We start from the raw sequence: 23,258 nt of genomic DNA on the forward strand, positions 1-23,258 counted from the left end.
CGGCACGCCGATACGCGCAGGCCACACCCCCGGAGGCAGGCGTGGCCTCGCCGGGCTGCGGGAGCGGGCCGCCGCCCACGGTGGCGAGCTGGGCTGGGGACCGTGCGAGGACGGCGGCTTCGAGGTGCGCGCCGTGCTGCCCGTCCGTCGTCTCGAGGAAGCCGGACGATGATCACCGTCGCCCTCGCCGACGACCAGCCTCTCGTGCGCAGCGGGCTTCGGATGATCCTCGAGGGCGAGCCAGACATGGAGATTGTGGGCGAGGCTGCGGACGGCGCGGAGGCGGTCGCTCTCGTGACAGCCGCGCAGCCCGACGTACTCCTGCTGGACGTGCAGATGCCCTGCGTCGACGGGCTGGAGGCGCTGGCGCAGCTCGCGGCGACCACAATCACTACGCGGGTCCTCATGCTGACGACCTTCGACCTCGACGAGTACGTCTACCGCGCCATGCGCGCCGGTGCCTCCGGGTTCCTGCTCAAGGACATGCCCGGCGAGGACATCGTCGCCGCCGTGCGCCAGGCAGCCCGCGGCGCTGACGCACTGCTCGCTCCCGCGCTCACCCGTCGGCTGGTCGACCGGTTCACCAGTGACCGTCCACAGCCAAGTACGGCAGCACTGGGTCGGCTCACAGCCCGGGAGCTCGACGTACTGCGGCTGGTCGCTCGCGGCCTGTCCAACGCCGAGATCGCCGCCGACCTCTTCATCGGCGAGACCACGGTCAAGACGCACGTCGCCAGGGTCCTCATGAAGCTTGGCCTGCGCGACCGCGTCCAGGCCGTTGTCGTCGCCTACGAAGCCGGTCTGACGAGAGGAACGATGGGGTCATAAGGCGGCCGAGCTCGTCGCGGATAAGCCTCGAACTCCGGCACACTGCGGGCGCCGCCAGAGCCCAGACCGTCTGCTCGAGACCGGCGACACCGATCCGACCCTGGCTACCCGAAGACCTAGCAGTAGCTAGGATTGGGCGTGGCTCGAGCAGTTCATGGATCAATCGTGCCGTCGTGAATCAGCGTCACTCTGGCGCACAGACGCGGCGAAAAGATGCGCGCACCGGCGGTAGCCCGTGCGGACGTCCAGGGTGATTCGGTCGTGATGGCCGACGGCTCTCGTCCTGGTGACCAGCGGCACACGGGCCGGAAAATCGGGTTCGCCCGTTGGCGTGGCACTGACCGGTCTGCCATGGTGTGCGCATGGGCAGCATTGATATCGGAAGGGGCGCCGACGTCAGCGATAGGACGGTCTCGGGGAGTTGGCATCTGCACGGCGTGCCCGCCGAAATGGTGATGGGCGCCTTGACGATTGTTCCTGGTCAGGCACTTGTATTGCGACTTTCTGGCGGTTTCCCTGATTCGCGCGGGGGTGCGCGGACCATCTTCGGTCGTGCGGCGACCAAAAACTTCACTCTGCGTCGTGCCTTCTGCTCCGCAGAAAGCACTCAAGGCGAGCTCATTACTGAGCAGGAGTGGACTTGCTACGAAGCATTTGAGGGGTGGTCCTACTTTCATGGTGACGACGACACGCTCTACGACTATGTAGATCTGCGGACGTTTCGCTTGGAAGACTGGCTCCCGGGCCCGGCTCGCGAATTCGATGCGGAGTTCGATGAATCACGTGTGTCAATCGCAATGCGCCTCCCGGGCAGAGTTAAGTTCAGTCTTCCGGGACGAATGGATCTCGACATGGGCTGGCATCGCGGGGGGGAGTCGACTGGACGCCGTGGTTCGTCTATTGAGTTGGAGCCCGCGATTACTGCACGATTGGCACAGCCATCTACTCTGGATCGGGTTTGGGCGGAGGTCGTGAGCCCGCTAACGTACTTCGTCATCTTGGCGACAGGAGGACCAGACCGTATTCGCCACATCGGTGTAGGTGAACGGGTGGACGCCGCCGCTGAGCAGGAAGATCCGGACTTTATCCCTCCGGGCTACGAATGGCTGTCTACTGGATGGAGGGGAACGCGACCTACAGCGGCAGCCGTCTATTGGGGAGAGCACTTCATCCCTTTCACCGAGTTCGAGCAACGAATGCCAGATCTGATGGAGGCTTGGTTTTCACTTTACGACAAGGCGGCATATCCTCTACAGGAATACTTCTTGAGCGACGTCTTCGAAGGGCCGAGTGTGTTTGAAGAAGACTTCGCACGTTCCGTGCGCTGTCTGGAGGTATACCACCGAGTTACTAAGGGCGGTGAATACCTTCCTAGAGGCGTGTTCAATGATCTCGTCGGGCGCCTCAAGGACGCAGCTCATGATGTATCGGAGCGCTCATTCGTGGCTATGCGTATGAATTTCGCAAACGAATTGACGCTCAAGCAGCGGCTGGAAGATCTCATCGCACACTCGTGTGGACTGCTCGAAATGGAAGTGGGCAGACGGCCAAAATTCGTGAGAAGAGTGGTGGACACACGAAACAACATCACGCATCAGTCGACGACCGGCGAGTTCTTCTCGCCGCCGCAGATGGCGGAGGCGAGAGACATCCTACGGCGGATCATGAGAGCCAACATTCTTCGTGACATCGGCTTCGCCGAGGATGAAGTTCAGGCCGCGCTGGTCAGGTCTCCAGAGTATGCGCGCGGCGGCGTGCGGTACGAACTGTAGGACTAGGGAACTGTGCCGAGCGCTTCAGTTCAAGTGTTTCAGGCTGCGAGAACTGACTCTGATCGCAAATGACATCTACTCGTACTGGCCCAAATAGTTGGCCACAGATCGACGGACTCTCGGGCTTGCTGAGTCGCACTCCGACTCAAGCAGGTGAGTCGAGCCCCCGCCCGAACGACGGCCCAGTGCGATCGGCGCACATGTCGCTTCGCCGAGGGCCGTCGCGAGCCTCGGGCGACGGGTGCCTAATGCACCAACTAATGTCGGGCCCGGTTAACACTAGAAGGGGATTGGATTGCACCTCAAGAATTTAACGTTCACAGGCTTCAAGCGGTTCACGGACTTCAAGGTCGACGGGATCCCGGAGACCGCCCGGCTGATCGTGCTTGGAGGACCCAATGGATCAGGCAAGTCATCCGTGTTCGACGGGCTCAAGACCTGGCACTGGGCCCATGGCGGCCAGGGGCATGCGTGGGATGAGACTTACGGGACAAAGGTTGGTTCTCAGCCCGTTGCGTGGAGCCAACATGTCAGCGTCGAGTTTCATGAACCGATCCCGACCGGGCAAGACGAGCGAAAGCGCTTGGTATACGTGCGGAGCGCCTTCCGAAACGAGGCTGACTTCAACATTGGTGGCATCACTAGGTTGGCCTCGCCCTTGGACCAGCCAAAGGTTCGGCGCCTCATCGACACGGACGTGAGCGTTTCTGATAACTACCAGCGACTGATCCTTCAAACTCTGGACGGAATCTACAGCGACGACCTTCCCGCCGACATGACTCGGCTTCAGCTGAGAGACCGCATCATCGGTCGGGTTCGCGACGCCCTCGGTCAGGTCTTCCAGGACCTGCAATTGGAGGGGGTGGGAGGTGTAACGGTGGGTTCGGACTCTGTTGGGACATTCTACTTCTCGAAGGGCACGGCGAGGAGATTCCTTTACAAGTATCTTTCCGCGGGTGAGAAGGCGTGCTTCGACCTGATCCTTGACGCAGTGGTCAAGTCTGAGTATTTCGATAACTCGATCTGGTGCATCGACGAACCGGAAACGCACTTGAACACCCGTATCCAAAACACCCTTTTGGCTACCATCTTCGACCTGGTTCCAGCGAACTCACAGCTGGTCATCGCGAGCCACAGCATCGGCTTCATGCGGAAGGCGTGGGAGATTGAGAAGGCTACGCCAGGGCTGGTTGCGTTCATCGATATGCACGGGCACGACTTCGACTCGCCTGTCTCTCTGAAGCCAGTGAAGCCTTCGCGAGAGTTGTGGACCAGAACCCTCGACGTGGCGTTGGGGGATCTCGCCCAGTTGATGGCACCGGAACGGATCGTCCTCTGCGAGGGGCGCCCGAACCGCGGCGCCGGGGATGCCCGAGCGGAGTTCGACGCAAACTGCTACCGAACAATCTTTGCTTCGGAGTTTCCAGAGACGGACTTCATGTCCGTAGGATCGAGCAGCGAGGTGAGCCAGGACCGGCTTGAGACCGGGAAGACGATTCAAACCATCGCCTCGGGGACATCCGTGGTGCGTCTGATAGATCGAGACCTACGCAATGAGGGAGAGGTCGCGCAACTGCTCGAGGGCGGCGTGCGCGTACTGTCTCGTCGACACATCGAGGCGTTTTTGATGGACGACGAGGTCATCGACGCGCTCTGTGAACATGTGGGTGAAGCGGCCAGAGCCGGGGAGATCAAGAACATTCGCGACGGAGCGATCGCGGCATCGGTGCAACGCGGCAACGACCCTGATGACTGGAAGAGCGCTGCGGGGGAATTCTTCATCGGCACGCGGCGCGCGCTCACACTCACCAGCTCAGGCAGCAACTGGCACGCGTTTGCAACCGAAACGCTTGCTCCGCTGTTACAGCCGGGGATGAGAGTCTACGACGACTTGAAGCAAGACATCTTCGGTCGCCGGCCCTGAGGATGCCGGCCACCCTATGGGATGCACGCGAGCACGCCAGTTGTCGTGCCTGCGTCTTAGTGGGCGGCATGGACGCACCGATCAGACTCCCGCGACGTAGGCGGTGAGGAAGTGGACGGCGTGCCGGTCGAGGTTGCCGCGAGCGCGGTCGTAGTGCTCGGTCGTGCGCGGGTCGGCATGCCGGGCCAGGATTTGCGCGTCGCGCAACGGGACGCCGGCGTCCAGCGCGTTGGTGATCGCGGCGTGCCGTAGCGAGTGCGGGCTCACGTGGCGCGGGATGCCGGCCACCTTCGCGATGCGCAGCACCATGCGGTAGACGTCCCGGCGGTCGACCGGTTTCCCTGAGGTCGGACGCAAGATCAGCGGCCCGTTGGTGCGCTCGCAGCGGCAAGCCTCTAACCTGAGTTGCACAGGTTTAGTGGGTCAGTGAGTTGAGGATGTCTTGCGCGGCCGGCGATATTTGGGGCTCGGCGGTGATGTGTTGCCCGGCGACGCTGATGGTCACTTGCTGCAGGGGCTGCAGGGTGCGCACGATGTGTCGGATGGACGATCCGGTCGCCTGCTGTAGGTAGCGGGCGATGGCCAGCGCGGTGAACACGATGGTCAGGTGCGCCTCGATCGACTCACGGGTGTGGCTGAACAGGGGCCTGGCCCTCAGGTCGGTCTTGGACATCCGGAAGGACTGCTCGACCTGCCAGAGGTCGTGGTAGGAGCCGATGACCTCGCCGGCGGGCATGACGGTTGCGGGGATGTTGGCGACGTACCCTTTGAGTCCGGCCAGCTGCCGGGCCCTGGCCAAGGCCGCCTCGTCGAGGCTGCGAGCACCGTTGGTGGTCTTGACGAACCGCGGTGTGCGGGCGGCCTGCTCGCCTGCGATCACGGCCTTGGCCCGGTTTTCCTGCAGCGTGAGGGTCTTGCCGTCCCGGGCGGCGCGCTTGGCCGAGTAGGCCCAGACCGCTCGCCACGAGCCGGGATGCTCGCTCGGGTCCCAGACCGGTTCGGCCCGCAGGTTGGGGTTGTTTTCGCTGCGCCGGCCGCTGCGGGGAGTGATGGTGTCGACCAGTTGCCCGTCGGTGAACGCGTCGCCATGCCAGCGGAAGTGGGAGGCCAGGTCCAGCGGGGCCTTGACCGCCCGGGAGCCGACGATGAACCGCAGGTTCGCCTCGTCCAGCTCACGCAGATTGTTCGCGGACAGCATCCCGGCGTCGGCGACCACGACCATGTCAGCCAGGTCGTGGCGGTCCTGGAAGGCCTTGATGACCGGGATGATCGTGGTGGTCTCGGCCTTGTTGCCCTCAAAGCAGCCGATCTCCAGCGGGAACCCTTCGCGGTCGACCAGCAGCCCGACCACGATCTGCGGGTCGACCCGGCGTTCCTTGGAGTAGCCGACCTTGCGCAGGTCGTCCTCCTGCTCGGCCTCGAAGTACAGCGTGTTGGGTCGGCCCGGGGCGCGGTGGCGGCATTGCTGCTGCTCCGTTTCCCCGGGCCGCCCGCCGAACCCGCCGTGCGCCTCTCAACGCAACGGGCTCTCCACGAGGTGGTGCCGGTCAGGCGGCTGTGGCCGGGTCGTAGGGGCTGGGGATTTTGGTCCCGCGGTACCTGTAGCGCTCGATCCGCACTTTGGTGGGGTCGAACAGGGCCACGTCCTCGGTTGCGATGGGTCTCCAACTGCCCTCGGGGCGACGGAGCCATCGTTTGACCTTGGACCAGTTCCAGCGGTGCTGCTCGCGCTGCCACGCGACGAACCGTCGCCAGGTGAAGTACCTGAGGAACGAGAAGCGTCGCCCGGCGATCGCGTGGCGGAAGTAGTACGTCCAGCCGCGCAGCGCCGCGTTGACCTCGGTGATCACCTCCGCCAAGGGCCGTGGAGACCGGCGAGGGGTCAGGGTGCGGATGGTCTGCTTGATCCTCGCGAACGCCTTGTCGGCGATGAAGACCATGCAGTACCACTTGCCGCCTCCCCGACGTTTCCTCCACTGGATGTGGAAGCCGAGGAAGTCGATTCCCTCGCTCAGGTGCGTGACTCGGGTCTTGGTCTCGGACAATCTCAGCCCGATCCCGGCCAGCACCTCGGTGGCCTGTTCCTTCAGGGCAAGCACATCATTCCGGCTGCCGTTGGTCATGATGACGAAGTCGTCCGCGTAGCGCACGATCCGCCAGTTGCCCAGCCCGTGGTAGCGGCGTTTGGCGCGACCAGCCTGGGTCGACTGATCACCGCCTCGCGCCCACGGGGCCATGATCGCCTCGTCCAGTACGGACAGGGCGATGTTGGCCAGCAGCGGCGAGATGATCCCGCCCTGCGGGGTGCCCTCGCCGGTTGCGGCCGCAAGACCGAGTTCCTCAAGAACTCCGGCCTTGAGGAACGCGCGGACCAGCGCCACGGCCTTCTTGTCCTTGGTCCGTGCCCGCACCAGTCCCAAGAGGGCCGTGTGGTCGATGTGGTCGAAACACCCTTCGATGTCTGCGTCCAACACCCACCGGTACCCACGGGTGGCGTAGTAATGGATCTCGGCGATCGCGTCGTGGGCTCGCCGCTTGGGCCGGAACCCGTACGAGACCGGCATGAAGTCGGCCTCGAAGATCGGCTCCAACACCATCCTGAGCGATTGCTGCACCACCCGGTCGGTCACGGTCGGGATCCCCAGCGGACGCGACTTGCCGCCCGGCTTGGGAATCAGTACCCGCCGCACCGGCGCCGGTCGATACGTTCCATCCCTCAGGCTCGCGGCGATCCCCGCAAGGAACACCCCGACCTCGCCCCGCTGGCTGATCTGGCGCACGGTGACGCCATCGACCCCAGCGGTGCGGGCCCCTTTGTTGCGTGCCACGTGCTCCCAGGCCACCAACAGGAAGTCCGGGTGTGACACCAGGTTGAACAAGTCCCCGAACCGCGTGTCGCGGTCGGTCTTGGCCCACCGGTGATACTTGATCTGCGTCCGCGCTACCCGCCCGGTGATGATGTCCATCAACGAGGGACCGTCGGAGTTCACCAACGTCTCTTGCGTCATCGCAGCACCTCCTATCCATCCTCGCTGCCGCCCTTCCCGATGTGGCCGGCTCTCCCGGCCTCGCAGTACTACGGCGGCTCCGCCAGCCCTTGATCCGGTCGGCGGACGACGCACCCAGCCACCCCGACCGCGCTGGCGGCGCGATTCACGATGGCAGGACCAAGGGCCTTCCCGTGTTCACTCGCTGTTCGCTCACCGAAGGAGGCACCCGGCTATCTGCCTGCGGCTCTCGTCGACGACTACTCCGTAGTCCTTCGCCGCCGACCCGCCCGGGACATGTAACTCGTGTCCCGGACGGTCCACCCACCCATCACTGCGGCAGATGACCGACCGCGCCCGCCCCATATCCACTGGGTTTAAGGCGGTTGTACGTCAAGACAGGTGATGACACCGGTTCCTCGCGTATACCTCTTCGGCATGCTCGCCGCGCTCACGCCATCCAACGGTTCTGACGCGACACGACTTCGTCAGGGCTGCTCCCGCCCTCCCGGACGTCTCTCCGGTCAGGCTGCCCCCAGCTTCAAACTCCCTGCCACGGCAGGGAATCAGGCAAAGGTCTCTCACCTCCACTCGAACAACAAGCGCCTCACGGCGCACCGTCACGTCATAGAGCACCAGCGACACGTCGCCGCTGCTGGCCGCGTGCTCGAAGCAGGCCGTGGCGATCTGGTCGCGGTACTTCTTGTGCTGGCAGCGTTTGAGGGCCGCCACGAACGAGTTGCGGTGCTTGGCCGCCACGCCCAAGTTGGTCAGAACCCGGCCCGCGTCGCGCACCGAGGTGGGCTCGGTGACCCGGGCCAAGACCAGCTGGAAGAAGGCTTCGTCCTTGATCACGTGGAACCCGAGCCGATGCCACGCGGACTGGATCACCTCGATCAACAGGCGCGAGGTGGTGGCCTGCACCAGCGCCGCACCCGAGCCCGGTCCATCCTGCTCGAGCTCGACCGGCAGCATGCCTTGACCCGGATACAACCTCTCGCGGCCAACCTGCATCAACGCGGCCAGCTCCGCCTCGGTATGGGCTGAGCCCAGGTGCTCCAGCACCCGATCGCGACCACCGCGCCGCTCGGTCAGTTGCACCGCCGTCGCGCCCGAGGCGGTCTTCACCTTCCGCAGAAATGGCGCCACGGCATCACACTACCGACCCGTTAGTGGGTCACCGAACCCCCACACAAGCCCGTGACCAGCACAAACGCCGGCCGACTCACGAAAAGCGTCCACACCTGTGCAACTCAGGTGCCGGTCGAGGTTGCCGCGAGCGCGGTCGTAGTGCTCGGTCGTGCGCGGGTCGGCATGCCGGGCCAGGATTTGCGCGTCGCGCAACGGGACGCCGGCGTCCAGCGCGTTGGTGATCGCGGCGTGCCGTAGCGAGTGCGGGCTCACGTGGCGCGGGATGCCTGAGATCTTGGCGATCCGCAGCACCATCCGGTAGACGTCCCGGCGGTCGACCGGCTTACCGGAGGTTGGGCGCAAGATCAACGGCCCGGTGGTGCGCTGGCCGCGGCAGGCCTCCAGGACGCGCAGCACCGGTACGGTCAGCGGCATGGTGGCGGGCTTGGCGCCCTTGCCGACCAGGTGCAGCACGCGGTAGCCACGTAGCGTCTCGTGGTAGTCCTCGACCCGGACCGCTGCAGCTTCAGAAGCGCGCAGCGCGTTGATGCCTAGCAGGTAGGCCAGCGCGCCGTGGTGCACGGACAGCGTCTGTGCCACCTGGAGGAACCGGATCAGCTCGAGCCGGTCCAGGCCCTGGGTACGCGACTCGTCCGAGTGGATCTTCGGCAACCGGGCGTACACGGCGGGGTCGGCGGCGATGCGCCCGTCGATGTGGGCGAACCGGAAGAAGCCCCGCACCGCGTGCATCATCGTGTTGACCGAGGACACCTGCAGCCCGTCGTCGCCGAGCTGTCGGATGTACAGCTCGATGTGCGCTCGCTGGATCCCGACCAGCGGGTCCAGGCCGCTGGTCTCACACCAGGTGAACCACCGGCGCAGCTGGTAGGCATACAGCGTGTGGGTGTGCCCGGTGTATCGGGCCAGGTAGGACACGGCCGCGAGTTGCGCGGGTGTCATCGCATCGGGCTGGAACGGAAGGAGCGTTGTGCTGGTCATGGCCGCCTCCGGCGATCTGGCGGCCACACCTCGATCGCGGACCGCCGCACACGGCGAGGTCACCGGGCATGACGCTAGCCCCACCAGGCGACGCAGTTGGACTGCTCGCCGCCACCTCTTGAGACCGCCACGCGGCTGATAGACGCGGTGGCCGAGACACCCGATGACATTCGGAGCGTACCGTGAGGAGCACTGGCCGTCCGGGCGGTAAGGGATAGGGGCCGGTCCCGTCGAGAGGCGAGAGAAGTGCTCGGAAGTAGACCCGGCCTGTCCGCCAGGCTCACGTTTGCGCGATCTGCTTAAGAGTTCGCGGCGGTATGAAGCTTCTGTTCCCGCCAGCTGCGTTGTGAGGGCGGTGGGACGGAAGTTCTGGGTAGTGTCAAGATGGCAGCGTGACTTCGGACACGCGGATGGTGGCTCTGGGCTTCGGCAAGTTCGCGCGTGCGGACCGCATCTTCGCGCTCGAGCGATTCACCGGAGAGGAACGGGGTGATGGACGCCGCACCCTGGGTGTGAGTGTCTTGAAGCCCCTTCGCGACCGAACAAGTCAGGATGGCCAGGTAGGCAGGAGGTCTTGTCATGGCAGGTGTCCGCTCCATGGTCTTCGTCGTGATGCCATACGGCGAGAAGAAGGACCCCCACAGCGGTCGCACGATCGACTTCGACCACATCTGGAATGAAGCATTTCGGCCTGCCATCGATGCTGCGGGCATGGATGCAGTGCGGGCAGATGAGGAGACGAGCGGCGGTTTCGTGCATGTCGCAATGTTCGAGCGATTGCTGCTTGCGGAGGTTGTACTGGCCGACTTGACGCTCGCAAGCCCGAATGTCATGTACGAGCTCGGCATCCGACACGCGGCTCGACCAAGAGCAACAGTTCCTGTCTTCGCACGCACGCAGCCGTTGCCCTTTGACCTCTCGCCGATCCGTGCCGTCCCGTACCGGTTGGAGCGTGACGGGACTCTCGCTGACGGATCGCGAGCTGCGCTAGTGCATGAACTCGAGAGCCGTCTCGCGGATGCTTTGGCGCACCACAGGCCGGACAGTCCTCTATTTCAGGTAATCGCGCGATATCCCGGAGTTAATCTGCCGCACGACGTCACTGAGTCCTTTCAAAGCCGCGTGAACGCACTATCAAATCTGAGCAACAAGATAAGGTCCACGCCAGCCCGCCTTTCCCAAGACGAAGCGCTAGCGGCGTTAAGTCGCCTGCAGGCCGAGGTGTTGTCGGAGGTCGGGACCCCTACAGAACTCCTCCTGGATCTGCTCTTGGCCTACCGAGACATCGAGGCATACGACAACATGGTGTCCCTGTGGAGGAGCTTCCCGGAGCCCGTTGGCAGGAGCCCCTCGGTACTTCAAGTCATCGCCTTCGCGCTTAATAGACGAGGGGGTGATGGCGACGTGGAGGAGGCGATCGAGATCCTTGAGGGGATTGTGGAAAGTTACGGTCCCGACCCCGAGACGCTCGGTCTGCTCGGCCGAGTTCACAAAGACCGGCATCAATCCCTTGTGGGTAATGACCAGTTGCGCGCAGAGGCTGCGCTTGATGCCGCGATAGACGCATATGAGCGCGGGTTCCAGGCAGATATGCGCGATTACTATCCGGGCATCAATGCAATAACTTTGTTGCTGTTGAAGGGTACCGAGGAGGGCTATCAGCGTGCCCGCAGCCTCTCACCGGTGGTCGCCTTCGCGGTCGCAGGGCGTGGCGGCTTGGAGTCGACAGACTACTGGGATCTCGCGACCATCCTGGAGTTGTCCGTAGTGAACCTCATGCGTGAGAATGCTGCAGCGGCGATGCGTCGCCTACTGTATGTCGGGGGTCTTCCGTGGCAGTGGCGCACGACCCGTGAAAATCTTGAACGGCTTCAGGAGGCGCACCGGCAACGCAGCCTTGCCGAGCCTTGGATCGGTGAAGTGGTGGAGCGGTTGCGTACAGAAGAGGGTCGATGAGTCAGCCTTCAGACGCCAAGGCGAGTGTCGGCTGCGCGCCGGGTAACAACTGGACATCGGAATCACGTCATGGCAGTAACATAGTCAATACCCTTGAGTTGGGGGCTCCGGAGGGTGGTGAGCGACCGCGGTTCACGATTTTCGCGGCAATGCCCTTTGACCCAACCTTCGAGGACGTGTTCTATGTGGCGATTGAGTCGGCGGCACGCGCACTCGGTGGACGAGGCGTACGAGTGGACAAGGTCATGCACGGTGGCGATGCAGTGGTTGAGACTCAACGCGAAATTAGCCAATGCAAGGCCGTGGTGGCTGATATATCGATGAACGAACCGGACGTGCTCTACGAGCTCGGCTTGGCACATGCCATGGAGAAGCCGACAGTACAGATTTGTCGAACGGCCCACCGGGATCTACCCTTCATGGTTCGGAATCGGGAGACGCTGCTCTATGGAGTGGGACGCACTCACCTCCTTGGTTTGCATCTGACGGCCTATCTGAAGAGGATTTTGGCGAAGGTGGACGGATGACTGCAAAGGCAGATGAGTTTGACTGAGTTCAATTTCCTTATTGCTGGTGCAACTGGCGACAGCCGCAGATGTTGCGGCTGATGCGATGTAGGAGCGTGGCCTCCGGTCCTCGTGGCCGTTCTAGCGATGCCAGGAGTTGTCCGCGGCTCACGCTGAAAGAGGCCCTGGTGGAAGGATATGCCGGCTGGAGCTGCCGGCGCGCTACGGGGCCCGGATCGCCTCGCTGCGCCAGGAGAGCACGAGAAGATCTGTTCACCGGAAGCCTAGGCCGGGCGGCCACCATGCGGGCCAGCCCAAGTCCCAATCATGGCCTCGACGAGGAACTGGAGTGGCGGCGCATCGCCTTCAAGTAGCAACACCTCGGTAGCAAGCTCATGTTGCTGGGGCTCCGGGCGGTCCGTCCACTCGACCGCGGTGATTTCGTCGGCCATCGATAGCAACTGTCGGTCGGCGTCTCTGATGTCGTCGGTCTGAAGGAGGAGGCCATGGTGTCGTCCCGGCCCCGGAGCCTGTTGCGTATCTGCGTTGATGAGCTGTAGCCGCACAAGCCCTGTATCGGCGAATGCGGCCGCGAACGGCTCCGTTCGGCGCTCGTGGGCGTCACGATTTCTCCTGCCAGCGTTCGTATACCCGACCAGTTCATCCTCCGACGTAGTCAGCACGTACAGCAACGGCTCAGTCAGAGGGTCTCCGGGCTCGGCGTCGAGTGGCACAGCATACGTTTGCGCTATTCCCCACACGAACGGTAGCAACTGTTCGTCGAGAGTCATGGCGACTGCTCCGCCCCTGGCGAACACCGAGTGCAGCACGGTGCTGACGGTCGGTTCCCACATCCAGTGCCTGAACGACACCGGCCCAGAGTCATCAGTGTTCCGTCGGCGACCGTCTGGCTCACCGTCCCCGGCGCGTTCAACGAAGGGGTCGGGTGAACCGGCCACAAGTATGACAGTGAACGCTTCGCCGCCAGGTTCGCGGTGCGCGGCATACGGGGAGCTCATGGAGTCGCCACCCACCGCGCGAGTGCAACAAGCGTCCCCTCTGCGTACGCGGCAGCGCTTGCCCGCGTGTGGATCCAATTCCGGTCGGTTCGCTTGATCTCCAAGACCGGTAGGGGCGAGTAGGTGGCGACCCGAAGCCCCATGGCTTTAGCGGTCTCGCAAGTTCGTCGCAGTTGCCGAACCTCGACAGGGCGCTCATGGATGCCAATCAAGTAGCCGTTCGCTCGGATGTTCGCCCCCTCCACGCTCGTTACAACCCCTTGCGACCGCAGGGCCGCGAGCACGGATTGCAGCCGTACCTCCCGTTGTGCGGACAGACGGAGTCGGTGCTGCTCGGCAATGAAGGGGCCGGCGCTTTTAGGCGGGCCGACGTAACGAGCGGAGGCTGCTCTGAAGGCGTACGGGCCGCCCGTGGGTTGCACTGCGATCACGCCTGCCCCGCGGGCAAGCGCGAGACCGAGTTCCTTCTTCACCCACCTGGATTTGTACGAGTTAGCCGTCTCGAGGACGACGACGATGCCGGCGTCCACCAGTGCGTCTCGAAGAACGTCGTCCCAGATAGAGCCAGCAGGGTTGCTGCGGGTATCCAAGTAGACGGAAAAGCGCTGATCGGCCAAGGCCTCCGCAAGGTCCAATGCGTGAGCCGCATCGGCGCGGGAGTACGATAGGAAGACCTTTCGCTCCTCGAGGTCTGCGCCGGCGGCGGCCAGAATGTCCTCAACCGACTCGCCGACGTCTGCGACGAAGCGTACGGCTTGGAACGGCCGGGCGCTTGGGGGCAGCACCGTGATCGCTTCTGCTGCGGGTAACAAGCCAAGGGCGCGTGCATCGGCTTGAGCCAAGAAGGTCTGTACTGACGATTCCAACGCCGAACTCCAAGAGCTGGCGCCGCTGACCGCAACAACGACGAGTTGCGTGACCCCGGAAAGAGAGTGTGCACGGCAGCCGGTGATACACCGGCCACCGGCATTACCTCCGCAACCACCCTCGGTGCCCCCTTGTACTTGTAGAGCGGCTCGCAGTGCATCAGCGACCCGGATAGACATGGCAAGGGACGGCGAGATAACGGTGATTCTGCAGGACCGGTCGAGCGGGAGATCACCGTACGACCAGCACCCGTGCAGGTCGCCGTGCTCGTCGGCGACCTGCACGATGGCCTCGACGGCCATGAGCGCCTCCTCCGCGCGTTCGTCGACGGAACGCCCACTCCGTCAACGGCTCGCACCTGCACAATGCGTCAGCCAGCGGCATCGTTACGAGCTGATGATAGCGAAGGCCGGGAAGCCTCGATGGTACGCGATCGCAGTGACGGAGGATACCTCCCAACGCACCTAAAATCGGTCGCTTGCCGGCGCCTCCCTTGGTCATCCAAACGACCTGATGTTCCGCAAACCACGCGAAACGCTCCTCTTGGGCGCAAAAAGAAATAGGCCACGCTCGGGCGGCGCTCCGAATGGACGGGCCAGAACATGTCGAGTAGCACCAACTCAGTGGCCTTCCACTCTGCAGTTTCAGTTCGAGAATTGCGTCCATAATGTACCAAGAGCCGGAATTTCCACCCACTCCGCGGAGTGGAAGTTCCGCCAGCACCGTACGAGCGCGTGTAGTACATTTCGGGCGCTCGCGTTCGTCCTTCGCTCCCGCACGGCGGTCTGCCGGTCGAACTTAAGTGGTAAACAGAGCAGTTAGGAAGCCGACGACGTAGGTTAGGGCGAAGAGCGCGGGAAGCCACTGCTCAATGTGTGTCATCGGCCAGTACAGCGACTTGTCCTTTCCCTGGCCCAGCGCCGTCCACTCGCCATCCGAAAATGCACGGGCAGGCAGGCGCCGCTCCAACGTTGCGATCACCGCGAACTTGCCCGAGTTTAGTTGTCGATAAGAGCGCACAAGCCAGAACCAAGCGGCGCATGTCGAAACCACAAGGACGAGTGGGAACAGAAGCAGTGTCGGTGAAGCGGCGGGCTTATCCTTCCAAAAGACACCGATAACGGTGAGAACGGCGGCCTGCAACGTCAAGAAGAAGGTGTTGGCGAGAGCACGGCGCGCACTGACTCGATCTGCCATCTCGACACACAGTTTATACTGGTCAAGGATTGCAGCCTGATAGCGGTCCTTCGCGTCCACATAATCCTCAGCGCTGAGATCCTTATTCCACAGCGTCGGTTGGATGTCCTCTACCCATTTTGGTGTCGACGTGCCGAAGAGTTTGTTCCACACGTTAGGCGGCGTCATAGTCTGGGCGTCCCCGGTAGGCTGAGGGTCGGGCGAGACGACATCCTTCATGTCCAGACCTGCTTTCAAGGATTGTAGTTCGATCTCTCGGGCCGCGGTGACACAGACGAGTGGGACGCCAGCGAATGTATCCGATCGTCTGCATCCAAGCCTGATGATGCAGCGCTTGGGGATGCGAGCTTGGAGCAGCCATCTCCGCTTTAGCTTGGATCTCTTGCTGGAGCAGGTACCGTTCTCGATGGGCTCCAGACATCGTCGCCAACATCTCTCGTTCTTCTTCCGAGAGAGTAGCCCGAATCACTGGTGGGGCAGCCGCAAAGAGAGCCGCCCGACCATCGCCTAGTTAGACCGGGTCTGGCCCGGAGACCGGCCTACTGGAATCGTCTAACAGCCGCGAGTGACGCCCTGCCGTGGCCTGCGCCCAGTGTCCTTCATGCCGCGGGTCGCGCGGTCGTCAAGCTGCGTCATAGTGGGCGTGTGTGACGCAGCTGGATGGGCGGTGTGATGCAGCTGGCCATCGTGTCGAGGCCCGCCCACCGAGACCCGTTGCCCCGCCCGTAGCAGAATCAAGGCCACACGAGTGTCTGCCTCTGGACGAAAGGTTCGAGGCACGCCGAGGTGCTGGAGGTGAGTCGGAGTCCGCTTCCGGCGGCACTGACCAGCGAGCCTACGAGGACTCGAAGGCCGGGTCAGAGGGTGCTGGCGACCTGTAGCCCCTCGAGCACTGCTTCCTCCACGGTTCGCGGGGCGAGGCAGTCACCGATTGCGTGGATCTCACCGGCGTACCGGGGCAGATCTGACAGCAGGTCGTCGACGGGTTCGTGGCCTTGGGCGAGGACCAGCGAGGTCACGTCGTCGATGATGACGGGGTCGCCGGTGAGGAGGTGCTGCAGGTAGACGCTGTCTTCGTCCGCGCCGTAGGGCCGCACCAACGGCACGATCTCCACTTTGGCCCGGTAGGCTGCGGCGACCATGTCGTCGCGGACGTATTGCTGCAGGAGCTGACCAGGCTGGTAAGCGTTGACGGCCAAGGTGACCGGGTGGCCGGCTCGGGCCAGGCGCAGCGCGATACCCAGGCCGATCCAGTCCGAGCGCCAGTCGGTCACCACCACCCGCCCCGGCGGAAGCTCGGCGCCCTGCAGCAGCTGCCAGGCGTCGACCACCGGCATCGCGTCGGTCAGCTCGAGGGAGACCGTTCGGGGGCGCGCTCCGGTGGCGACAATCACTGCGTCGGGCGCGTGCTGTTCCACCGTGTCGAGGGTGACGTGGGTGTTGGTGAGCATCCGGACGCCCGCCCGTTCGGCCTCACCGATCAGGTTCGTGGCCGCTCCCCCGAACTCGGCACGCCCAGGCAACTGCTCGGCCAGCAGCACCTGCCCGCCGAGGCGACGGTTCGCGTCATACAGCGTGACCTCATGTCCCCGCTCCGCAGCGACGGCAGCGGCCTTGAGACCACCCGGGCCGCCGCCGACAACCATGACGCTCCGAGGGTGTGCGGAGCGGCTCCGGATGCCGTAGGTCAGCTCGCGACCAGTCTCCGGATGCTGGATGCAGGAGATCGGATAGCCGGCGTGGAAGTGGCCGATGCACGCCTGGTTGCAGCCGATGCAGGCCCGGATCTCCTCGGATCGCCCCGATTCCGACTTCTCGGGCAGTTCGGGGTCGCAGATCAGCGCGCGGGTCATGGCGCAGGCGTCGGCGGAACCACCCGCCACGATCAGCTCGGCCTCCTGCGGCTGGTTGATCCGCCCGGCGACGAGCACCGGGACGTCGACCGCCTCTTTCACCTTGGCCGCCAGCGGAGCGGTGTAGGCGTTGGCCCAGGCCATCGATGGCGCGATGTGGTCGGATCCGGCTATGGTGGCGGACGATCCGGCGCAGACACTGATGTAGTCGAGTCGGTTCGACTCCGCCAGCGCCGCGAAGGCTCGGACGACTTCGTCCGAGGTGAACCCGTCCTCGCTCTTCTCGTCGCCGGAGATCCTGATGCCGATGGCGAAGTCGGGCCCCACTGCTTCGCGTATGCCGTCCACGACCTCGCGCAGGAACCGCAGCCGAGCCTCTTGGTCACCGCCGTACTCGTCGGTGCGGCGGTTGGTGTGAGGGTTGAGGAACTGGGCGGGCAGGTAGCCATGGCTCGCGACGACCTCCACGCCGTCCAGACCCGCGGCCTGGAGCCGTCGGGCGGTAGCCGCGTAGCCGTCCTGGACCTCGCGGATGAGCTCGACCGGCATGGCCCTCGGCATGACGTGAAACCGCTCATTGGGCACCGCGGACGGCGCCAGGGCGACTGGCGCCGAACCGTCCTGTGACTCCATGATCTCTCGGCCCGGGTGGAACAGCTGGGCGAACAGCACCGTGCCGTGGCCGTGCACGGTCTCGGCCAGCCGACGGAACCCCGGCACCGCGGTGTCGTCGGTCGCCATCAGCACGTGCGAGGTGTAGCGCGCCGACTCGTGAACCCCGACGACCTGCAGGACGATGAGCCCGACCCCGCCCGCGGCCCGTGCCTCGTGATAGGCGATCAGGCGGTCGGTGACCGCGCCGTCCTGCGCCATCACGGTGTCGTGGCCGGAGGAGAAGATCCGGTTCTTCAGCGTGTGAGGCCCGATCCGCAATGGGCTGAACAGGTGCGGAAACCCGGTTCGGGCATCGAGCTCGTTCATGGTGCCGCCACGACTTCGCGGGCGGCGTCGGCGACTTGTCGGCAGGACCAGCGGAAGAGTTCGGGTTCCATGGTGAGCGCCGGCTGCATCCGGTACAGCGGTTTGCTGGGCTCGCTGATGGCCAGGACGCCTCGGCGCAGCGCGGCCAGGTGCAGTGCATGCTGCAGGTCTGGCGCCGGCGTCACCGCCCCCGGCGCGGCGACCATCTCGACGCAGGTCCACGCACCGACCGCTCGCACGTCACCGACCAGGGGAATCTCGTCGACCAGCGGCAGCAGCTCTTCGAGCGCGATGGCCTCGAGTTCATGGACGTTGGCCAGGACTGTGTCGTCCGCGAGCAGATCGAGGCCGGCCAGTGCCCCGGCACATGCGGCCGGTTCCCACGCGTAGGTGCCGCCCAGGTGGGCGTGCGAGTCGGCCATCACTCGTTCGGTGCCCAGGACTCCGGCGACGGCCTGGCCGCCTCCGGTGACTCCCTTGCCGACCAGGAGCAGGTCGGGTTCGAGTCCCCATCGCTCGGCCGCGAAGACGGTGCCGCAGCGCCCCATGCAGGTCTGCACCTCGTCCAGGATGAGCATCCAGCCGAACTCATCGCACATGGCGACCAGTCCGTCCCAGAAGGCCTGAGAGGGGGCAAGGATGCCGGCTTCACCGGCGACCGGCTCGATGAGAACCCCGGCGATCTGATCCGGTTCCACCTGATAGCGCAGGACCCACTCTCGCAGGTAGTCCAGCACCATCGTGTCGTCGTAGGGGCCGGGGCCGCGGTGGAAGGGGGCTCGGAACGACTGGGGGTAGGGAACCAAGATCACGCCCGGGACGTATTGCGCGTAGCCGCTGGTGTTGTCCGGCAGGTCGGTGGAGGAGGTCGCGGTGAGATACGTTGACTCGCCGTGGTACTGGCCGAGGAAGCCCAAGATGATCGGCCTGCCGGTGGCCTCTCGAGCGAGCTTGACGGCGCCCTCGACCGCCTCGGTGCCGGTGACGGTGGGTGCCACCCGGGTGATCCCGGCCGGAGCGAGCGCGACGAGCCGCTCGGCCAGCTCGATGACCGGCGCGCTGGAGATGTACTGGGAGATCTCCATCCCGTAGCGATCCCAAGCGCTGGTCACGGCGTCTCTCACGAGCGGGGGCTGCGCACCATAGGGTGCCGCGCCCCAGGCGGAGACGTGGTCGGCGAAGACGTTGCCGTCCACGTCCGTGAGCAGGTGGCCCGACTTGCTGCCGAGGACGAGCGGGATGTTCGCACTGTCGCGAAGCGGCCCCTGCGACACTGCGTCTCTTCGAGCCAGCAGCTCGCGACTGCGTGGGCCCGGCAGGTCGGTCAGCACGCGTGGCCAGCCCGCGAGGGCGGGATCCGGGGAGGGATGGTGGAGGGACTGTGCCATGCGAGGGCCTCGGCTCTCTGGTGAAGGGTCGGTCATGGTGTGCTCCGCAGGCGCGCGCCGGGGACCGCCGCGAGGAGCTCCTTGGTGTAGTCGTGCTGCGGGTCTTGCAGGATCTGCTCGGTGGGTCCCTGCTCGACCAGATGACCTTGGTACAGCACCGCGACCCGGTCTGCCATCTGTCGGGCCAGGCTGACGTCGTGGGTGATGAACAGCAGGCTCAGGCCGCGGTCGCGGCGCAGACCTGCGAGCACCTGCAGCACCTGCGCCCGCACCGAGATGTCCAGTGCCGACACCGGCTCGTCGCAGATCAGCACGGACGGAGCCAGGGCCATCGCCCCGGCGATGACGACCCGCTGCCGTTCACCCCCGGAGAGCTGGTGTGGGTAGCGGTGCCAGTAGGTCTCCGGCGGCCGCAGTCCGGCCGCGTCGAGAGCGGCCAGGCCGATGGCGACACGTTGCGGTCCGGGCCGGCCGACGCGGTGGATGTCCAGCCCGGCTGACACCTGTCGGCTCACCGGGCTGCGCGGGTTCAGGGACTGGTAGGGGTCTTGGAAGATGATCTGGACCTCCCGCCGGAAGGAGGTGCGGTCGACCGAACGCAGCTCCTGTCCCCGGTAGCGGACCGAGCCGCTTGCCGGCTGTATGAGCCCGAGCAGTGCCCGGCCGAGTGTGGACTTGCCGCTCCCGGACTCGCCGACGAGCGCCAGTGTTTCCCCTTGGTTCCACCTCAGGCTGACACGATCGAGAGCCTTCAGGTAGCGGCCGGCTCGGGCTTGTCGCCGTCGCATCCGGTAGCGCACGGTCAGCTCGTCGATCTCGAACAGGGCGTCGTCAGTCATGGCTGCTCCTGCTCCCCTGCCGATCGTCGCTGGGCGCCAGGCGGCCGGGTCCGCTGCCCGGCCATGGCGCGAAGTGGCAGCGGGCTTGCTGGTCGGTTCCGGCGGTGAGCAGCTCTGGTGGTTCGGCGGCACACCGTTCGGTGGCGTACTCGCACCGATCATGGAACCGGCACCCGGACGGGCGGCGGTCGGGTGCTGGCTGGGCGCCCGGGATGGGCGTTGGCAGCGTGCCCGGGGTGTCGTCGGCGCCGAACAGATCCAGCAGCCGCGCGGTGTAGGGGTGCTGCGGCTGGCGGTAGACCTGTGCGACCGGGCCGGTCTCCACGATCTGTCCGGCGTACATGACGGCGACACGGTCGCACGTGTCGGCGAGGACGGACAGGTCGTGCGTGATCAGCAGCATCGAGAGCCCGAGGTCGCGTCGCAGCTGGCCGAGCAGCTTGAGGATCTGGGCCTGGGTGATCACGTCCAGCGCGGTCGTGGGTTCGTCGCCGATGACGAGCGCGGGTCGGCAGGCGAGGGCCAGCGCGATCATGACGCGCTGCTTCTGTCCACCGGAGAATTCGTGCGGGAAGTGTCCGGCGCGCCCGGATGGGACCCCCACTTGGTCGAGGAGATCTGTCACCCGGCGCGCCACTTGGGAGCGGCCTGCCATCGGTTCGTGGAGGCGGATCGCCTCGGCGATCTGTTGGCCGACGCTCTTGACGGGGTCGAGCGCGTTCATCGCGCCTTGGAAGATCATCGAGATGGATGCCCACCGCACCTGCCGCCACTGCGCTGCCCGCAGGCGGTGCAGCGGGCGGTCGCCAGATGGTCCGTGCAGGGTGAGTTCACCGGAAGATCGGCGCAGCCCGCTCGGCAGGAGTCCCAACACGGCCAAGGCGGTGGTCGTCTTGCCGCAGCCGGACTCGCCGGCGAGCCCGACGGTCTCGCCCTTGCCGATGGTGAAGCTGACGTCGTCGACGATGCGGACCTGTGGATTGTCGCGCCGCACCACGGTGAGGCCTTCGACCGAGAGCAGCGGCTCTGGACAGCGGTCATTGGGGGTGCTCATCGTCGCTCCCGTAGGCGAGGGTCGAACATTGGCTCGATGCTGTGCCCAACGAAGGAGAATCCGAGCACCGCCACGGTGATGCAGATCCCCGGCGGCAGGTAGTACGCCCAGTTGCCGGCCGCCATCGCGCCGGCCCCCTGGGCGTGCTCGAGCATCTGTCCCCACGAAAACCTGTTCGGGTCGCCCAGTCCGAGGAAGGACAGGGTCGACTCGGTCAGGATCGCCAACGAGACGTAGATGACCGCGTTGGCAAGCACCAGCGGCATCACGTTCGGCAGGATGTCGTGGGACATGATGCGCCAGTTGGACGCTCCAAGCGCGCGGGACCGCTCAACGAACTCTCGCCGCTTGAGCGACATGACCTCAGAGCGAACGATGCGGGACGTGCCGGCCCATCCGAAGGCACCGATGACGATGATGAGCACCATGGTCTGCCCGAGTGGTAACCCGTTGGCCCGTTGACCGAGCAGACTGGCCGCCAGCACGGTGATCGGCACGAGCGGCAGTACGAGGAACCAGTCGTCGAGAAGGGTCAGCCCGCGGTCCACCCAACCGCCGGAGAAGCCCGCGATGATGCCGATCGCGGTGCCGATGACCGAAGACACCATGGCGGCGACGAAGCCGACGAGCATGGAGGTTTGGGTGCTCAGGATCAGCTCGGACAGGACGTCTCGACCGTTCTCGTCGGTCCCCAGCCAGTGCGAGGAGCTCGGGCCGGTCAGGATCTGCGAACTGAAGGAGGTGGGTGCATTCGGATCCTGCGGAGCTATCCAGGTCCCGAATACTGCCACGACGATGAGCATCGTGAGCACAACCACACCGATCTGCCCCTGGCGGGTCCGTAGGACGGGATGCAAGGCACGACCGAGCTTACGCGCGCGGCCGGCACGGTCGGTCGCCACGATCACGTGCGCCGCCTCAAGGTGTGCATCGCTCGGCTGCATTGGTCCCTCAGTCCCTGATTCTGGGGTCGAGCCTGCTGTAGAGCAGGTCAGTCAGCAGGTTGAACAGGATCACCATGGCCGAGGTCAGCAGGAAGAGTCCCTGCAGCACCGGGTAGTCCTTGTTGTCGATGGCGGTCAAAGTGAGCTGCCCCAGGCCGGGCCAGGAGAACACCGCCTCGATGGTGATCACGCCGCCGAGCACCAGGCCGAACTGCAGACCGATGACCGTGACGACCGGAAGCAGCGCGTTCGGCACGACGTGGCGCCGGCGGACCTGCAACGGTGAGAGACCGATGGCCCGCGCGGTGAGGATGTAGTCCTCGTGCAACACATCGATGACCGACGAGCGCATGTTGACCGTGTACTGCGCCAGAAGGCTCAACGTCACCGTGGTGATCGGCAGCACCGCGTGACGGGCGACGTCGACCAGATGGCCCACCCCGGTCACCGTCGAGCCGGGTGTCACGTGCAACCCGGTGGGCAGGATGGGCCAGGCCACCGCGAACAGCGAGATCAACAACATGCCCATCCAGAACTCGGGCATCGAGTACAAGACCACCGATCCTTGAGTCAGGAATGTGTCGCGCTTTCGGCCGCGATTCCACCCGGCCACCATGCCCATCCACGGCCCGATGACCGACGCCAACACCGTACCGATCCCGATCAGGATCAGAGTGTTCGGCAACGCCTGCATCAGTACGTGGCTGACCGGCTCCCCGTTGGCAAAGGAACTGCCCAGGTCACCACGCAGGGTCTGGGTGACATACCTCTCGAACTGCACCCACAGGCTGCGGTCCAGGCCGCGCTCGTGGATGACGGCCTGCTGCCCGGCAAGGGTCAGGTGCGGGTTGCGGGCCAGGTCGGTCTTGGGGTCGCCAACCGCTCGGAACAGGAAGAAGTTGAAGACGAGCACGAAGACCAGCGTGACGACGGCCGAGCCGATACGCAGCAGGATCGATCGCAGTCTCAAGACGATCCGATCGGGACGGGACCCGGCCGGACCGGCTTGGTCG

17 protein-coding genes and 2 pseudogenes are annotated in these 23,258 nt (G+C 64.9%); 5 read left to right on the forward strand and 14 right to left on the reverse strand.

The window, feature by feature from the left end; genetic code table 11:
* Nucleotides 1–168 precede the first annotated feature (168 nt).
* The 3 genes from FRW57_RS01860 to FRW57_RS01870 all read left to right on the forward strand — a co-directional run bounded on the left by FRW57_RS01860 (nt 169) and on the right by FRW57_RS01870 (nt 4,524).
* On the forward strand, nt 169–828 hold the full coding sequence (locus tag FRW57_RS01860; protein WP_152185152.1) for a response regulator: 660 nt from the start codon (nt 169–171) through the stop codon (nt 826–828).
* Nucleotides 829–1,190: 362 nt separating this feature from the next.
* Complete coding sequence (locus FRW57_RS01865) at nt 1,191–2,600, forward strand: HEPN domain-containing protein (RefSeq protein WP_152185153.1); 1,410 nt, start codon at nt 1,191–1,193, stop codon at nt 2,598–2,600.
* A 295-nt stretch (nt 2,601–2,895) separates the two neighbouring features.
* Nucleotides 2,896–4,524: an AAA family ATPase gene (locus tag FRW57_RS01870; protein WP_162529225.1), complete on the forward strand. Its 1,629-nt coding sequence runs from the start codon at nt 2,896–2,898 to the stop codon at nt 4,522–4,524.
* Nucleotides 4,525–4,605: 81 nt separating this feature from the next.
* Here the strand turns inward: FRW57_RS01870 and FRW57_RS01875 are convergent, their stop codons facing one another.
* From FRW57_RS01875 to FRW57_RS01895, 5 genes and pseudogenes are all read right to left on the reverse strand, one after another.
* Nucleotides 4,606–4,935 carry a tyrosine-type recombinase/integrase gene (locus tag FRW57_RS01875; RefSeq protein ID WP_203230180.1) on the reverse strand — a complete coding sequence of 110 codons (330 nt, stop codon included), beginning with the start codon at nt 4,933–4,935 and terminating at the stop codon, nt 4,606–4,608.
* Between the two features lie 4 nt (nt 4,936–4,939).
* A pseudogene (locus FRW57_RS01880) lies at nt 4,940–5,956 on the reverse strand (IS1634 family transposase); the annotation flags it as partial.
* A gap of 115 nt (nt 5,957–6,071) precedes the next feature.
* Nucleotides 6,072–7,532, reverse strand: coding sequence for a group II intron reverse transcriptase/maturase (gene ltrA / locus FRW57_RS01885; RefSeq protein ID WP_152185155.1), 1,461 nt, complete (start codon nt 7,530–7,532; stop codon nt 6,072–6,074).
* Between the two features lie 597 nt (nt 7,533–8,129).
* A pseudogene (locus tag FRW57_RS01890) lies at nt 8,130–8,660 on the reverse strand (IS1634 family transposase); the annotation flags it as partial.
* A gap of 9 nt (nt 8,661–8,669) precedes the next feature.
* Nucleotides 8,670–9,641 carry a tyrosine-type recombinase/integrase gene (locus tag FRW57_RS01895; RefSeq protein WP_152185157.1) on the reverse strand — a complete coding sequence of 324 codons (972 nt, stop codon included), beginning with the start codon at nt 9,639–9,641 and terminating at the stop codon, nt 8,670–8,672.
* A 579-nt stretch (nt 9,642–10,220) separates the two neighbouring features.
* On the opposite strand from FRW57_RS01895, the gene FRW57_RS01905 reads away from it, so the two are divergent.
* Nucleotides 10,221–11,597, forward strand: a complete 1,377-nt coding sequence (locus FRW57_RS01905) for a TRAFs-binding domain-containing protein (RefSeq protein WP_152185159.1) — start codon at nt 10,221–10,223, stop codon at nt 11,595–11,597.
* Nucleotides 11,594–12,124: a TIR domain-containing protein gene (locus FRW57_RS01910; RefSeq protein ID WP_152185160.1), complete on the forward strand. Its 531-nt coding sequence runs from the start codon at nt 11,594–11,596 to the stop codon at nt 12,122–12,124. The genes FRW57_RS01905 and FRW57_RS01910 overlap by 4 nt, the downstream gene beginning before the upstream one ends.
* A gap of 263 nt (nt 12,125–12,387) precedes the next feature.
* On the opposite strand, the gene FRW57_RS01915 is transcribed toward FRW57_RS01910, so the two are convergent.
* From FRW57_RS01915 to FRW57_RS01955, 9 genes are all read right to left on the reverse strand, one after another.
* The gene (locus FRW57_RS01915; RefSeq protein ID WP_152185161.1) at nt 12,388–12,894 is read right to left on the reverse strand and encodes a hypothetical protein; all 507 of its coding nucleotides are present in this window, start codon (nt 12,892–12,894) and stop codon (nt 12,388–12,390) included.
* A gap of 224 nt (nt 12,895–13,118) precedes the next feature.
* Complete coding sequence (locus FRW57_RS01920; protein WP_152185162.1) at nt 13,119–14,291, reverse strand: toll/interleukin-1 receptor domain-containing protein; 1,173 nt, start codon at nt 14,289–14,291, stop codon at nt 13,119–13,121.
* A gap of 496 nt (nt 14,292–14,787) precedes the next feature.
* Nucleotides 14,788–15,405 carry a RipA family octameric membrane protein gene (locus tag FRW57_RS01925; RefSeq protein ID WP_203230181.1) on the reverse strand — a complete coding sequence of 206 codons (618 nt, stop codon included), beginning with the start codon at nt 15,403–15,405 and terminating at the stop codon, nt 14,788–14,790.
* A 638-nt stretch (nt 15,406–16,043) separates the two neighbouring features.
* Nucleotides 16,044–18,020: an oxidoreductase gene (locus FRW57_RS01930; protein WP_137123333.1), complete on the reverse strand. Its 1,977-nt coding sequence runs from the start codon at nt 18,018–18,020 to the stop codon at nt 16,044–16,046.
* Nucleotides 18,017–19,408 carry an aminotransferase class III-fold pyridoxal phosphate-dependent enzyme gene (locus tag FRW57_RS01935; RefSeq protein ID WP_162308269.1) on the reverse strand — a complete coding sequence of 464 codons (1,392 nt, stop codon included), beginning with the start codon at nt 19,406–19,408 and terminating at the stop codon, nt 18,017–18,019. The genes FRW57_RS01930 and FRW57_RS01935 overlap by 4 nt, the downstream gene beginning before the upstream one ends.
* A gap of 32 nt (nt 19,409–19,440) precedes the next feature.
* Entirely contained in the window at nt 19,441–20,247 is an 807-nt protein-coding gene (locus FRW57_RS01940; protein ID WP_162308268.1) for an ABC transporter ATP-binding protein, read from the reverse strand.
* Nucleotides 20,240–21,301, reverse strand: coding sequence for an ABC transporter ATP-binding protein (locus FRW57_RS01945; protein ID WP_152185163.1), 1,062 nt, complete (start codon nt 21,299–21,301; stop codon nt 20,240–20,242). The genes FRW57_RS01940 and FRW57_RS01945 overlap by 8 nt, the downstream gene beginning before the upstream one ends.
* Nucleotides 21,298–22,119, reverse strand: coding sequence for an ABC transporter permease (locus FRW57_RS01950; protein ID WP_162529226.1), 822 nt, complete (start codon nt 22,117–22,119; stop codon nt 21,298–21,300). The genes FRW57_RS01945 and FRW57_RS01950 overlap by 4 nt, the downstream gene beginning before the upstream one ends.
* Before the next feature lie 133 nt (nt 22,120–22,252).
* The gene (locus tag FRW57_RS01955) at nt 22,253–23,215 is read right to left on the reverse strand and encodes an ABC transporter permease (protein ID WP_137123328.1); all 963 of its coding nucleotides are present in this window, start codon (nt 23,213–23,215) and stop codon (nt 22,253–22,255) included.
* Nucleotides 23,216–23,258: the final 43 nt, after the last annotated feature.

This window comes from Segeticoccus rhizosphaerae (genome assembly GCF_009192725.1).
Taxonomy (GTDB): domain Bacteria; phylum Actinomycetota; class Actinomycetes; order Actinomycetales; family Dermatophilaceae; genus Segeticoccus; species Segeticoccus rhizosphaerae.

Coding starts and splice junctions, on each gene's coding strand:
- FRW57_RS01860 (WP_152185152.1), top strand. CDS start 169: ATGATCACCGTCGCCCTCGCCGACGACCAGCCTCTCGTGCGCAGCGGG.
- FRW57_RS01865 (WP_152185153.1), top strand. CDS start 1,191: ATGGGCAGCATTGATATCGGAAGGGGCGCCGACGTCAGCGATAGGACG.
- ltrA (WP_152185155.1), bottom strand. CDS start 7,532: ATGACGCAAGAGACGTTGGTGAACTCCGACGGTCCCTCGTTGATGGAC.
- FRW57_RS01895 (WP_152185157.1), bottom strand. CDS start 9,641: ATGACCAGCACAACGCTCCTTCCGTTCCAGCCCGATGCGATGACACCC.
- FRW57_RS01905 (WP_152185159.1), top strand. CDS start 10,221: ATGGCAGGTGTCCGCTCCATGGTCTTCGTCGTGATGCCATACGGCGAG.
- FRW57_RS01910 (WP_152185160.1), top strand. CDS start 11,594: ATGAGTCAGCCTTCAGACGCCAAGGCGAGTGTCGGCTGCGCGCCGGGT.
- FRW57_RS01915 (WP_152185161.1), bottom strand. CDS start 12,894: ATGACTCTCGACGAACAGTTGCTACCGTTCGTGTGGGGAATAGCGCAA.
- FRW57_RS01920 (WP_152185162.1), bottom strand. CDS start 14,291: ATGGCCGTCGAGGCCATCGTGCAGGTCGCCGACGAGCACGGCGACCTG.
- FRW57_RS01925 (WP_203230181.1), bottom strand. CDS start 15,405: ATGAAGGATGTCGTCTCGCCCGACCCTCAGCCTACCGGGGACGCCCAG.
- FRW57_RS01930 (WP_137123333.1), bottom strand. CDS start 18,020: ATGAACGAGCTCGATGCCCGAACCGGGTTTCCGCACCTGTTCAGCCCA.
- FRW57_RS01935 (WP_162308269.1), bottom strand. CDS start 19,408: ATGGCACAGTCCCTCCACCATCCCTCCCCGGATCCCGCCCTCGCGGGC.
- FRW57_RS01940 (WP_162308268.1), bottom strand. CDS start 20,247: ATGACTGACGACGCCCTGTTCGAGATCGACGAGCTGACCGTGCGCTAC.
- FRW57_RS01945 (WP_152185163.1), bottom strand. CDS start 21,301: ATGAGCACCCCCAATGACCGCTGTCCAGAGCCGCTGCTCTCGGTCGAA.